The 12,474-nt window shown below is 34.6% G+C and carries 11 protein-coding genes and 2 tRNA genes; 10 read left to right on the top strand and 3 right to left on the bottom strand.

The genetic code is table 11. The features are described from left to right. The first annotated feature begins 57 nt into the window (after nt 1-57). From ACHRV5_RS10090 to ACHRV5_RS10115, 6 genes are all read left to right on the top strand, one after another. Entirely contained in the window at nt 58-273 is a 216-nt protein-coding gene (locus ACHRV5_RS10090) for a hypothetical protein (RefSeq protein ID WP_395426649.1), read from the top strand. 175 nt (nt 274-448) lie between these two features. Then, a complete protein-coding gene (locus ACHRV5_RS10095) occupies nt 449-1,123 on the top strand; it encodes a response regulator transcription factor (protein ID WP_047773066.1) in 675 nt (224 codons plus the stop codon). 12 nt (nt 1,124-1,135) lie between these two features. Further along, nucleotides 1,136-2,473: a sensor histidine kinase gene (locus ACHRV5_RS10100; protein ID WP_395426650.1), complete on the top strand. Its 1,338-nt coding sequence runs from the start codon at nt 1,136-1,138 to the stop codon at nt 2,471-2,473. A 105-nt stretch (nt 2,474-2,578) separates the two neighbouring features. Further along, entirely contained in the window at nt 2,579-2,764 is a 186-nt protein-coding gene (locus ACHRV5_RS10105) for a hypothetical protein (protein ID WP_395426651.1), read from the top strand. A gap of 194 nt (nt 2,765-2,958) precedes the next feature. After that, nucleotides 2,959-4,194 carry a metallophosphoesterase gene (locus ACHRV5_RS10110; RefSeq protein WP_395426652.1) on the top strand — a complete coding sequence of 412 codons (1,236 nt, stop codon included), beginning with the start codon at nt 2,959-2,961 and terminating at the stop codon, nt 4,192-4,194. Nucleotides 4,195-4,268: 74 nt separating this feature from the next. Beyond that, entirely contained in the window at nt 4,269-4,571 is a 303-nt protein-coding gene (locus ACHRV5_RS10115; protein WP_047773070.1) for a co-chaperone YbbN, read from the top strand. Between the two features lie 23 nt (nt 4,572-4,594). On the opposite strand, the gene ACHRV5_RS10120 is transcribed toward ACHRV5_RS10115, so the two are convergent. Then, nucleotides 4,595-5,236, bottom strand: a complete 642-nt coding sequence (locus tag ACHRV5_RS10120; protein ID WP_047773072.1) for a polysaccharide deacetylase family protein — start codon at nt 5,234-5,236, stop codon at nt 4,595-4,597. Nucleotides 5,237-5,328: 92 nt separating this feature from the next. Beyond that, complete coding sequence (locus ACHRV5_RS10125; protein ID WP_395426653.1) at nt 5,329-8,610, bottom strand: DUF2723 domain-containing protein; 3,282 nt, start codon at nt 8,608-8,610, stop codon at nt 5,329-5,331. A gap of 245 nt (nt 8,611-8,855) precedes the next feature. On the opposite strand from ACHRV5_RS10125, the gene ACHRV5_RS10130 reads away from it, so the two are divergent. Together ACHRV5_RS10130 and ACHRV5_RS10135 are read left to right on the top strand one after the other, a co-directional pair. Then, nucleotides 8,856-8,926, top strand: a tRNA-Gln gene (locus ACHRV5_RS10130). A 108-nt stretch (nt 8,927-9,034) separates the two neighbouring features. After that, a tRNA-Gln gene (locus ACHRV5_RS10135) sits at nt 9,035-9,105 on the top strand. Nucleotides 9,106-9,737: 632 nt separating this feature from the next. Here the strand turns inward: ACHRV5_RS10135 and ACHRV5_RS10140 are convergent. Further along, nucleotides 9,738-10,562 carry a universal stress protein gene (locus ACHRV5_RS10140; protein ID WP_395426654.1) on the bottom strand — a complete coding sequence of 275 codons (825 nt, stop codon included), beginning with the start codon at nt 10,560-10,562 and terminating at the stop codon, nt 9,738-9,740. Nucleotides 10,563-10,738: 176 nt separating this feature from the next. On the opposite strand from ACHRV5_RS10140, the gene rimP reads away from it, so the two are divergent. Both rimP and nusA read left to right on the top strand, forming a co-directional pair. Beyond that, nucleotides 10,739-11,203, top strand: a complete 465-nt coding sequence (rimP, locus tag ACHRV5_RS10145) for a ribosome assembly cofactor RimP (RefSeq protein ID WP_230004514.1) — start codon at nt 10,739-10,741, stop codon at nt 11,201-11,203. Nucleotides 11,204-11,216: 13 nt separating this feature from the next. Beyond that, on the top strand, nt 11,217-12,470 hold the full coding sequence (nusA, locus tag ACHRV5_RS10150) for a transcription termination factor NusA (RefSeq protein ID WP_017498147.1): 1,254 nt from the start codon (nt 11,217-11,219) through the stop codon (nt 12,468-12,470). Nucleotides 12,471-12,474: the final 4 nt, after the last annotated feature.

The raw sequence follows: 12,474 nt of genomic DNA on the forward strand, positions 1-12,474 counted from the left end.
CTCGAAGTAAATTTGATCTGTAATTGAAAAGGTTATTAATTCAAAATTATAGAAATCATGAGAAATTTTTTAATGTTACTCGTAGCAATTTTAGGTACAACAGCAATGGTAAATGCTTTTCCTCCTGTAAAAGTGGGACCCGCTAAAGAAATTAAAGCAACTCCGACAAAAGAGACAAAAGCAACCAAACATCCAAAACACAAAACGGATAAAAAAGCGAAATCTACTAAAAAAGAAGCTCCGAAATCAGAAACAGCAAACATGAAAAAATAAAAGTTGTTTTTGTTTTGCTTTTTAAGGATTGTAAAGAAAGCAAAACAGAAAGGATAATTATGGAGAAAGCTGATGAAGAAATTTGTCAGCTTTTTTTATTCGTTAATTTTTTAAATAATAAGGAGCTAATTTTTTCATAATTGCTTAAATTTAGTTGCTTTTAGAACTTTGAACTATGAATATTTTAATTGTTGAGGATAATAAAGAACTTGCCGTAGAGGTCTATGATTTTTTATGCAATGGCGGTTATGTCTGTAAAGTGGTTCATAATTGTGCGGATGCATTAGAGGAAATCGGCTGTAATGAGTACGATGCCATGCTGTTAGATCTTGGTTTACCGGACGGAGATGGCTTCGAAATTCTGACAGCGGTGCGAAAAACGAAATCCAAAATGGCAGTTATCGTCATTACGGCTCGTGGAGAATTAGACGACAGAATAAATGGTTTGCATTTGGGTGCCGATGATTATCTGACCAAACCTTTTGCTTTAACAGAACTGAGTGCGCGTCTTTATGCCGTGATCAGGAGAATGCATGGTTTTACTTTAAATGATTTAGTAGTACACGGTTTCTCACTGCAATTGCAGGATTATAAAGTAAGTTATGACGCTATCCCGATCAATCTGACAAAAAAAGAATTTGATATTTTTCAGTATTTGGTTTTGAATAAAAATCGGGTCATTACCAGATTGCAATTAACGGAGCACATTTGGGGAGATATACTGGAGGTAAATTCAGACTCGAATTTTATTGATGTCCATGTTCGGAATCTTAGAAAAAAATTAGACAAACATACCGATATTAGCTGGTTTGAAACCGTTAGAAATGTCGGATATCGAATTAATGTTTAAAAAGTAACGACTTTGAAAATAAAACACCAATTGGCTATTTTTAACGCACTGTCAAGATTATTACTGATCTTTATTTTGTGGTTAATGTTGCCTATTTTGGTCGAGAAAGTAGTTTACAGGCACATCAACAATAGTTTGGTCGAAAAGGAGAAAAAGTTCCTGGATCATTTGGACAAGGAAGAAATCAACAATTTTATCCAGAATACGGGTGATACCACAGATACGTATTCGCAGTTTTCAACTTTGCACAGCGAATTTCTGGTACTTTCAAGAACCACAACGAAGTCCCATCAAAAGAAAACGACTTTCAGTAATGCTTACAGGGTGATCGAAGGTGAAGAAAATGAATATCGAATTCTACAGCATCATTTTACCTATGCCAATGAAAATTATAAACTGGAGATTGGAAGCAGTCTTGCCGAAATAAAAGACCTTACTTTTATCATCCGGTTCTTTATTATTATTGTGTTTGTGATCATTCTTTTAATTACTTTTTTAGCAGATACTTTTTTTATTGAATATTTATTGAAGCCTTTTTATAAAATTATAGATACCAAAATCAGGCGGGTCAATGAACCCGAAGCTTTTGATCATACACCGATAAAAGCAACATCGCGTGATTTCAGAGAGCTTGATTTTGTTCTGAATCAAATGATGGATCGTATTGCGGAACTTTTTAAAAAAGAAAAACAATTTATTTCTAATGTTTCCCATGAGTTACTTACGCCCATTGCACTGCTCAAAAATAAGTTCGAAAACCTATTGCAAAATGAGTCTTTAGATGATCTGGCGGTTGATAAAATTGCGGGCTCGCTCAGAACTTTAGATATGCTCAAAAAGATCATCAATAATCTGTTGCTGATTTCCCGAATAGAAAACAATCAGTATGCAACAGACGAAGCAATTCATTTTGGTGAAATTGTAAATGATATGCAGGAAGATCTTCAAGACCGAATTGAAGACAAAGGGATTCATTTTTCGAATGAAATGCAGCATGATTTTAGTTTTAAAGGAAATAAAACCCTGATTCATATTCTGATCTACAATTTAATTACGAACGCAATTAAATACAATAAAGAAAAAGGAGAAATCATTGTTTCGGACGGATTCTTGAACGGGCAGTATTTTATCTCCATCAAAGATTCCGGCATTGGTATGGATGCCTCTCAGATTGAAAAAGTATTTAACAGATTTGCCAGAATCAGTTCAGATCAAGATGGGCAAGGGTTGGGGCTTGCTATTGCAAAAAGTATTGCTTCTTTTCATCATATAGAAATCGGTGTTGTTTCAGAAATTAATACCGGAACAAGTTTTAAACTTTTACTGCCTGAGGCTGCAAAACTTAATTAAAAGTTAATTTTTTTTAACACTACATATCTTCATTTAAACTTCATTTAGTGATTATATCTTTGGTCTATAAATAATCAAATAATAATAATCTATAAATTTAAAGTCATGAGAAAATTAGCAATTTTAGCAGTAGCAGTTTTAGGAACAGTAGGAATGGTAAACGCTCAAACAGCCCCGGCACAAACAGCTCCGGTAAAAGAAGCAAAAGCGCCTAAAAAAGAGAAAAAAGCAGATAAAAAAGCGAAAAAAACAGAAGCTAAACCAGCAGCGTCTAAAACAGAAATGAAATAATTATAAGTCGTTTTTATTGTAATTTCATGGCTTTTGGTTTGGTTTATGAAATGGTTAATAGGGATAAATTTTAAGTAGATTAAAAGGCTGACAGAGAAATTTGTCGGCCTTTTAATTTATATTTGAGTTAAATTTTTGATAATAAAAAGCAATAAAAAATCCATTCTTTGTTACTTTGCTTAAAACTATAACTAATGATCATTCGTTTTGTAATTCTTTGCGCTCTTTTTTTATTTATTGAGTTCTATTCTTACCAAGCCATCCGTACTTTAATTAAATTAAGATGGGTTTTGGTTAGTTATCAAATTATAAGTTTACTGCTTTTAATTTTTATCATTTACTCTTTTTCGCAAGTAGATCGTTCCGTTGGACAAACGAAGCAATTCATGTTTACAACTGGCCTGATGTTGTTGATTTATGTGCCTAAAATTGTAATTACGTTGGTTTTATTAGGAGAAGACGTTTTTAGATTAGGTGCAGGAGCAGTTAACTATTTTGTAGAAAATTCAAATGAAACAAATATTCTTCCCTCGAGGCGAAAATTCATCAGTCAGATTGGTTTAGGGTTGGCAGCAGTTCCTTTTCTGTCTTTGATTTATGGAATTTTTGAAGGAAAGTATAATTATAAAGTAATCAAACAGACCATCTTTTTTCCGGATCTTCCGGAGGCTTTTGATGGTTTTAAGATCACTCAGATTTCAGATGTACACAGCGGAAGTTTTGACAATCCTGAGAAAATCAGCTACGCGGTTGATCTGATCAATGAGCAAGAAGCAGATATGATTTTGTTTACAGGTGATATTGTGAACACGCATGCAACAGAAATGCATCCCTGGCTGGAGACTTTTAATAAAATAAAAAGTTACAAATACGGGAAATTTTCGGTTTTAGGAAATCATGATTACGGGGAGTACGTGACTTGGCCTTCTGAAAAAGAAAAGGATGATAATTTTCATGCGATAAAAGAATTATATAACCAGATTGGATTTAAACTTTTACTGAATGAGCACACTTTTATTCAGAAAGGGGAGGATAGGATCGCTTTAGTTGGTGTTGAGAATTGGGGAAAGAATTTTAAAAAAGCAGGCGATTTAAACAAGGCTTCACAGCACGTAGATCAAAACGATTTTAAAGTCCTGATGAGTCATGATCCAAGCCATTGGGAATATGAAATAAAGAATCATCCTAAAAACTTTCATTTAACGCTGTCAGGTCATACACATGGCATGCAGTTTGGTATTGAAATACCGGGATATTTTAAATGGAGTTTAGCACAGTACATCTATAAACAATGGGCTGGCTTATATGAAGAGGTAGGCAGGTATGTTTATGTGAACCGCGGTTTTGGTTTTCACGCTTATCCCGGAAGAGTGGGTATCATGCCGGAAATAACGGTCATTGAACTAAAAAAAGGTAACAATGTCGCTTAGTTAAGTAAAAATGCTACATTTGTAAAATATTTATCTCTTTTTAGTAGATTTAAAAAAATTAAATTTTTGGTTTTATGTCAAAATTTGGAGAACTAATAAATGCTCAGGTCCCTGTGTTAATCGATTTTTACACAGATTGGAATGAATCGTCAGTTTCTATGCATCCTGTTATTAAGGATGTTGCCGCTGCGCTTGGTGATAAGGCCAAAGTAATCAAAATTGATGTAGATAAAAATCAGGAACTGGCGGAGGCACTTCGTATAAAAGGACTTCCGACTTTGATGATCTATAAAGAAGGTCAGATGATTTGGAGGCAGTCAGGTGAGCTTGATGCAAATACTATCATTGGTATTGTGCAGGAACAATTCGATATGTAATACTACACACGGTTTGCTGTTATTTAGTGAATAATATCAAACGTATATCCATTTTCTTTTAAAAAATGCAAGGTTTTAGGCAAGGCGAATTTTAAATTCGGTGAAGCCTTTATGCTGTCATGAAATACAATCACACTTCCTGACTTTACATTTTTCGTAACATTCTCCAGACATTTTTGAGGAGTAATAGAACGGTCAAAATCAGCACTCAGAACATCCCACATTACTATTTTATAGCCTAGTTTGCGTAGAATTTTAGATTGCGCTTTTTTGATTTTCCCGTAAGGAGGACGAAAAAGCAGACGACTACCTGTTTTTTCCTGTTCTTCTAGTACGTGTGCGCAATTTTTAACATTTTCGATATAATCATTCGTGTGAATTTTCCATCCGTTTACGTGGTTCATCGTGTGATTTCCAATGGAGTGTCCTTCTGTGATCAATTTCTCAAATAACGACAAATTTGCTTTTATGTTTTTTCCGATACAGAAAAAAGTGGCTTTGGCATCAAACTTTTTCAACTCAGATAAAACCCAATCCGTAATCTCCGGAGTAGGGCCGTCGTCAAAGGTGAGGTATATCTTCTTTTCGTTATTGGGAATGTCCCAGCAATATTTAGAAAATACCCTTTTTATAAATGAATTTGTTTTTACCCAATAAAAGCTCATTGTAAAATGATTTAGAGATATGTAAAATTAAAAAATGCAGTGCTATTTATCAAACAGCACTGCATTTTTTTAATTGCTAAATTTTTCGTATATTATTCTTTTTCTCTTCCGAAACGTTCGAAAACATTTACGTAAGTGTTAAAAGTTACTTTATGTTTTTCGTAGAAAGTGATGTCGTTGTTGTTTTTCATAACCTCCAATAAGCTTCTGTAACGCTCGATATCAGTGATAATATCAATAGCTAAGTCCGTTTGGTCAGAAGCGCTTAATGTGGCATAATAGTTCAGATCTTCTTTGTATTTCTGTACTAGTTTAGTTAGCAAATCATGTGCTTTTGCTGTTTCGCCAACTTTATAATAGCCACCGGCAAAAGGTTCAACTAACGAATAATAACCAAATTTATCGATCGGCATTTTTGTCATAGCTAAATTAATGACTTTTTTTGCTTTGTCAATTTTGCCTTCAGCGATCAATTGGTTCATTAAACGAGATAAGTTTGTGCGGTATGTGATGCTGTTTTTTCTTGTTTCAGGATCGTGATAGATTTTGTCGCTTTCGCTATTGCCCCAATCCCATTTCATTACAATATCATACATTTTGTCAGCATCAATTTGTCCCATGTCTAATGGTCCGCCTTCTTTTGAAGCAGTATTTTTTACCGGAACTAATTTATAAACCATTCCGTCTAATTGTAAATAGTCTTTTAGCCATAAGTAATCTTCACTGTCAAAAGCACCACCACTAAAGTAGATTGGTCTTTTCCAGTTGTTATTAGCCAGGATATCCAACATCATCAAACGATTTTTGTATAACGCGCTTCCTTTGATATCAATGTCCATATAAGGAACGATAGAATCATTGTATTTTGGATTAACGACTTTATTTTTGATAATTAAGTCTTTGTCAACGGTAACTCTGATTTTATTAGTTGGGTAAAAATGAATCGTTTGCCCGTTTTGTAAACCTACAGTTGATTTTGGATTTTTAATAAAGCTGATGAAGTCATTAATATTCCAACGCGTTTCTATTTTTGGAATGTGAGCCACATAATCCAGTTTATCACCTACATATTCAGCATGTGTAAAAGAGATTGGTAATGGGTCAGATTCATACGATTTGGCTTTCATTTGATCAATGTACCAATCCGTCATGAAAAGGCTTGTATTGACAATTTTTACATCTGTTCGTACACCTTCGATTTCCTGGGCATACCATAATGGGAAAGTATCGTTGTCTCCAATTGTAAATAAAATAGCGTTCTTGTCGCAGGAAGTCAAATAAGCTTTTGCCATTGCTACAGCAGTATATTTACCTGATCTGTCATGATCGTCCCAGTTTTGAGAAGCCATTAAAACAGGAGCGGCAAGGAAAGTCGCAGCAATAATTACTGGTCCGGCGATTTTTGGAGCTATGTATTTCTGAATCGTTTCGTACAGCGAATAGACTCCAAAGCCAATCCAGATAGCAAACACATAGAACGATCCTACCAAAGCATAATCTCTTTCACGGGGCTCAAAAGGTCTTTCGTTTAAGTAAATTTTTAATGCGATTCCTGTAAATAAGAATAAGGCCAAAAGAACGTAAAAGCTTTTAAGGTCTCTGTTCGCATGATACATAAGTCCGATAAGTCCCAGGATGAAAGGCAGGAAGAAGTACGTATTTCTTCCTTTGTTGTTTAGTACATCTGTAGGTAAGTTGTCCTGAGAACCAAGGTGGATGGAGTCAAGGGCTTTGATTCCGCTAATCCAGTTTCCGTCCAGATTGTCGTATTTCCCCTGAACATCGTTCTGGCGTCCGGCGAAATTCCACATCAGGTATCTTCCGTACATATATCCGAATTGATATTCAAACATAAAAAAGAAGTTGTCAGAAGCTGTTGGTTTTTCGATAATTAAGTAATCGCCGTAGCTTTTCAGGAATTTTACGTAGCCTTCGTTGTCAATTTGTTTTTGAGCATATGCTTTTCTGAATTCAGAAATCGTTTTCTCAACTTCGTTACGCAATTGAGCAGTAGCTTTGTTGTATTCCTCTTCGCTTAATTGACTGGCGTCTATGCCATATTTTGCCAAATCATCTTCGTAAGGATAATTTGGGTTTATCTTGAAGCCCGGAGGGTGTGTGAAACCAATATAATTCTCAATGTGTCCCGGTTCGGTGCTCCACATTCTTGGTAGTATGGTTTTTTGATTGTCGTCCGTATTTTGTTCTGCGTTTTTATAGTTGTTGGTAATGATGTATTTACCAGTTTTATAATCTCTTTCGTAGTTCGGTTTTTTGTCTAAATAAGGTGTTTTAGCGTCTAAACCTGCAAAAACTTCTGTGTATTGTGGTCCGTAGAACAACGGATTTACACCGTATTGTTCACGATTGTAATACGCTAAAACTTCAGTAGCATCTGATGGTTTGTTTTCATTGATTACCGTATTTGCGTTAGCACGAACCGGTAACATCATCCAGGTTGAGAATCCTATTAAAATAAACAAGATGCAAAGAATGATGGTGTTATAGAAAATCAGGCCTTTTTGTTTGGTGAATTTTAACCCAAAATAAAAGAAAGCAATTAATAGTAAAGCAACAAAAATGGTTCCGGAGTTAAAAGGAAGTCCCATGCTGTTTACCATGAATATTTCGGTTTTACCGAAGAACGCCATGGTTAGCGGAAGGAGTAATTTGAAAATAAACAACAATACTCCAATAACTACAACATTGGCAATTAAGAAGTTCTTGATGGTAACTTTTTCGTAATGTTTAAAATAGTATAGAAATCCTATTGACGGAATGGTTAATAAAGCCATAAAGTGGACTCCAAAAGAAAGACCAATAACGAGAGAGATAACCAATAACCATTTGTTTCCTTTAGGTTTGTCCATGTCTTGTTCCCAACGTAGGCCAAGCCAAAAAAGTAAAGCAATTAACAAAGAGGCCATTGCATAAACTTCGGCTTCAACAGCGTTAAACCAAAAACTATCTGAAAAAGTAAAAGCCAGGGCTCCGATAAAAGAGCTTCCTAGGATAACAATTGAATTATTTTGATTGATTTCGGAAAAACGGGCTATGATTTTTTTCAGGATCATAGAAGAAGACCAAAACAAAAATAGAATCGTGAATGCACTGGAGAAAACAGACATCATATTGACCATTAAGGCTACATGTTGGTTATCTGTTGCAAACATGGCAAAAAACGCACCCATCATTTGGTATAAAGGAGCTCCGGGTGGGTGACCAACTTCTAGTTTAGCTGCTGTAGCGATATATTCGCCACAATCCCAAAAGCTCATGGTAGGTTCAACAGTTAGTGTGTAGGTGATTAAAGCGATTGCAAATGCAAACCAACCAATAATTGTATTCCATTTATTGAAATTGAATTGTGCCATATTTAGGTGTTATAATTTTAGATGTTTTCTATCCTACAAAGAAAATGTTTTTTTGTGTAAAGAATAGAGCATTAACAAAAAAATCTAGAAAACTATTTGGTTAAAGTAATCTGTTGTTGGTGAAATACTTGCGAAAACATTAGCAGTTTTAAAGGAGAAAAAACGAAAAAAAATGAAAATTTTTGCCCAAAAAGTTTGTGCAAACTAAATAAAGCTCTAAATTTGCACTCGCTTAACCGCACTGCTGGTCTATGGTGTAATGGTAACACAACTGTTTTTGGTGCAGTCTTTCAAGGTTCGAGTCCTTGTAGACCAACATAAAAGCCTCTCAATCGAGAGGCTTTTTTTATGGAATAAATTTTTTTAAAAAAAGTTTGTGTAAACTAAAAAAAGTTTTAAATTTGCACTCGCTTAACAGCACTGCTGGTCTATGGTGTAATGGTAACACAACTGTTTTTGGTGCAGTCTTTCAAGGTTCGAGTCCTTGTAGACCAACATAAGAAGCCTCTCAATTTGAGAGGCTTTTTTTATGCAACAAAATTTCTTGAAATTCCAAATCTCAAAATTCCAAATCTTTCTCAAATTCCAATTTTTGAAATTCCAAATTCCAAGTCTGGAATAGGAGGGGATTTAGTCTGTTTTAAAAAAAAACGCTCCGTTTGTACGATACACGCACGGTTTGTTCTTTCGAGGAATGAGAAATCACAATAGGAATTCGGTGTAGAAGAGCACTGGTTTTTGTCGGGGCATCAGTGTGATTTCTCTTTCCGAAAATAATATTGTACGGCAAAATTGTTTTCTATTATTTTTATGGGTCAAAGCTGACAGGTTTTTAAAACCAGCTTTAGTTTTTGAGGTGTTTAGGTCGGTTTTAATGGAGAATTCAAAACTTATAGTTTTTATTCAAAAAAAACGCTCAAGTGAGAAGTTTTTTAGTGTTGTGTTTGAATTTAGTGGAAATCTCGCAAAGTCGCAAAGCTGTAAAGTTTAAAAAAAGATTAGGTGCTTCGTTTGTTCTCTTGATGAAGGAGATTCGAGCGAAAGTGAATAAAATAAATCACAATAGAAATTATGGATCAAAGCTGACAGGTTTTTAAAACCTGTCAGCTTTAATTTTTTTGAGCTGTTTAGATTTTGAAAGTTATAACAGGTCTGACAGCGTGATTGACTAGTCCTTCGCTGATGCTTCCGTTGAAAAAATGAGCAAATCCGGTTCTTCCGTGTGTGCACATTGCAATAACGTCTGCGTTTTTGGTGTTCGAAAAGTTTAAAATTCCTTTTTCGATATTGGTATCGTTGTAGATATTTGTGGAGTAATTGGTCATATTAAATTCGGCGATAAATTCGTTCATCGCTTTTTGAATAACATGAGTTGGTTTGAAGCTGTTTGGAGTACAAATAGTGACCAAATGAATGGTTGAGTCAAAGAATTTGGTGAAATTTAAGAATTTTTCAAAAGGTTTTTTGGTCTCTTCAGAAAAATCAGAAGCAAAGACAATGTTTGCTGCATTAAAATTTGAAATGTCTTTTTTGATGACTAAAACAGGGATTTCGGAATTGCGTACTACTTTTTCGGTGTTGGATCCTATTAGTAATTCTTCGACACCTGAAGAGCCGTGTGATCCCATTATGATTAGGTCTATTTCGTGATCTTTGCTTACTTGTGTGATGCCGTGGATGGGTTTGTCCATTTTTACAATTTCGGTCACACTAACTCCGTCAAGGTAGGGTCTGTTGGAGATTTCATCGAGCATTTGATTTGCTTTTTTCATGAAAAGCATGGTTTCGGGAATGCTTGCGCCCCCTGTAATTGCGTCATTCATTTGATGCGGCAGCTCGAGCATGTGTAATACAATGATTTCCGAATTGTTTTTTTTGGCAATTTGTGCAGCGACTTTTAAAGCGTCTTCTGCATGTTCTGAGAAGTCGGTAGGTACTAAAATTCGTTTCATAGTTTTTTGGGTTAGATAGTAGGAATAATCTCTTGTGTTTTATGCTACATAAAGATAAGAAATATTTTTAGAGCAATCTATTTATTTTGATTTATAAAAAAAACACTATATTTGCACCGTTATTTATTAAAATCTAAATAATGAGGGGACTAAGTGTCCCCTCTTTTTATAAAATTATGACATTTAAAGAAAAAGTAAACACATTAATTTCAGAAGCTCTTCAGGAAAAGCCATCAATCTTTTTGATTGATTTGTCTATTTCGGATTCTTTCAAGGTTAGTGTAGGTTTAGACGGGGATAATGGAGTAGCGTTGCAGGATTGTATTGATGTTAGTCGTGCAATCGAGAATAATCTGGATCGTGAAGAACAGGATTTTTCTCTTGAAGTAGCATCGGTTGGTGTTGGATCACCCTTGAAAATGACAAGACAATACAAGAAAAATATTGGTAGAACGTTGATTGTTACTACAAATAATGAAAAAATTGAGGCAGAATTAGTGGAAGCTAACGATGTTTTTATAATTTTGTCTTGGGAAGCAAGAGAACCGAAAAAAGTAGGAAAAGGAAAAGAAACAGTTCAAAAAGAGCAACAAATACCTTATACAGAAATTAAAGAGGCAATTGTTACAGTAACATTTTAATTAAAGAATTCGCATGGAAAATTTAGCATTAATCGATTCATTCTCAGAGTTTAAAGATAATAAACTTATTGATCGTGTAACGCTTATGGCAATTTTAGAGGACGTGTTTAGAAATGCATTAAAGAAAAAATACGGTTCTGATGATAACTTCGATATTATCATTAATCCTGACAAAGGAGATATGGAGATTTGGAGAAGAAGAGTAATCGTTGCTGATGAAGATCTGGACTTTGAGAACGAAGAAATTACCTTGACTGAAGCTAGAATGATCGAAGCGGATTTTGAAATTGGTGAAGAAGTTTCTGAAGAGGTTAAATTGATTGATTTAGGGCGAAGAGCTATTTTGGCTTTGCGTCAAAACTTGATCTCTAAAATTCACGAACACGATAATACGAATCTTTATAAGCAATTTAAAGATATTATTGGCGATATTTACACCGCAGAAGTACATCACGTGCGTCCAAGAGTTGTAATCTTGGTAGATGATGAAGGAAATGAGATTGTACTTCCGAAGGAAAAACAAATTCCATCTGACTTTTTCCGTAAAGGAGATAATGTTCGTGGAATTATTGAAAGCGTTGAATTAAAAGGAAATAAGCCTCAAATTATCATGTCAAGAACTTCTGAAAAGTTCTTGGAGAAATTATTTGAACAAGAAATTCCGGAAGTATTCGACGGTTTGATTACAGTTAAGAATGTAGTTCGTATTCCTGGTGAAAAAGCAAAAGTAGCGGTAGATTCTTATGATGACAGAATCGATCCTGTTGGAGCTTGTGTTGGTATGAAAGGATCTCGTATTCACGGAATTGTTCGTGAATTAGGAAACGAAAATATTGACGTAATCAACTATACAAACAATATTCAATTGTTTATTACAAGAGCATTAAGCCCTGCAAAAGTTTCTTCTATCAAAATTGATGAAGAAAACAAAAGAGCTGAAGTTTTCTTGAAATTAGAAGAAGTTTCTAAAGCTATCGGTAGAGGTGGTCATAATATAAAATTAGCGGGTCAGTTGACAGGTTACGAATTGGATGTAATTCGTGAAGGAGACGTTGCAGGTGCAACAGCAGATGAAGATGATGTTGAATTAACAGAATTTTCAGATGAAATCGAAGGCTGGGTAATTGAAGAATTTGCTAAAATAGGTTTAGATACTGCAAAAAGTATTTTGAAACAAGAAGTAGAAGATTTAGTAAGAAGAACAGATCTTGAAGAGGAAACTATTCTTGATGTTATGAAAATACTAAAAGAAGAGTTTGATAGCTAGTTAT

It is taken from the genome of Flavobacterium sp. FlaQc-52 (assembly GCF_044007495.1).
Classification (GTDB): Bacteria; Bacteroidota; Bacteroidia; order Flavobacteriales; family Flavobacteriaceae; genus Flavobacterium; species Flavobacterium cupriresistens.

Coding starts and splice junctions, on each gene's coding strand:
- ACHRV5_RS10140 (WP_395426654.1), bottom strand. CDS start 10,562: ATGAAACGAATTTTAGTACCTACCGACTTCTCAGAACATGCAGAAGAC.
- ACHRV5_RS10120 (WP_047773072.1), bottom strand. CDS start 5,236: ATGAGCTTTTATTGGGTAAAAACAAATTCATTTATAAAAAGGGTATTT.
- ACHRV5_RS10105 (WP_395426651.1), top strand. CDS start 2,579: ATGAGAAAATTAGCAATTTTAGCAGTAGCAGTTTTAGGAACAGTAGGA.
- ACHRV5_RS10110 (WP_395426652.1), top strand. CDS start 2,959: ATGATCATTCGTTTTGTAATTCTTTGCGCTCTTTTTTTATTTATTGAG.
- ACHRV5_RS10090 (WP_395426649.1), top strand. CDS start 58: ATGAGAAATTTTTTAATGTTACTCGTAGCAATTTTAGGTACAACAGCA.
- nusA (WP_017498147.1), top strand. CDS start 11,217: ATGGAAAATTTAGCATTAATCGATTCATTCTCAGAGTTTAAAGATAAT.
- ACHRV5_RS10125 (WP_395426653.1), bottom strand. CDS start 8,610: ATGGCACAATTCAATTTCAATAAATGGAATACAATTATTGGTTGGTTT.
- ACHRV5_RS10095 (WP_047773066.1), top strand. CDS start 449: ATGAATATTTTAATTGTTGAGGATAATAAAGAACTTGCCGTAGAGGTC.
- rimP (WP_230004514.1), top strand. CDS start 10,739: ATGACATTTAAAGAAAAAGTAAACACATTAATTTCAGAAGCTCTTCAG.
- ACHRV5_RS10115 (WP_047773070.1), top strand. CDS start 4,269: ATGTCAAAATTTGGAGAACTAATAAATGCTCAGGTCCCTGTGTTAATC.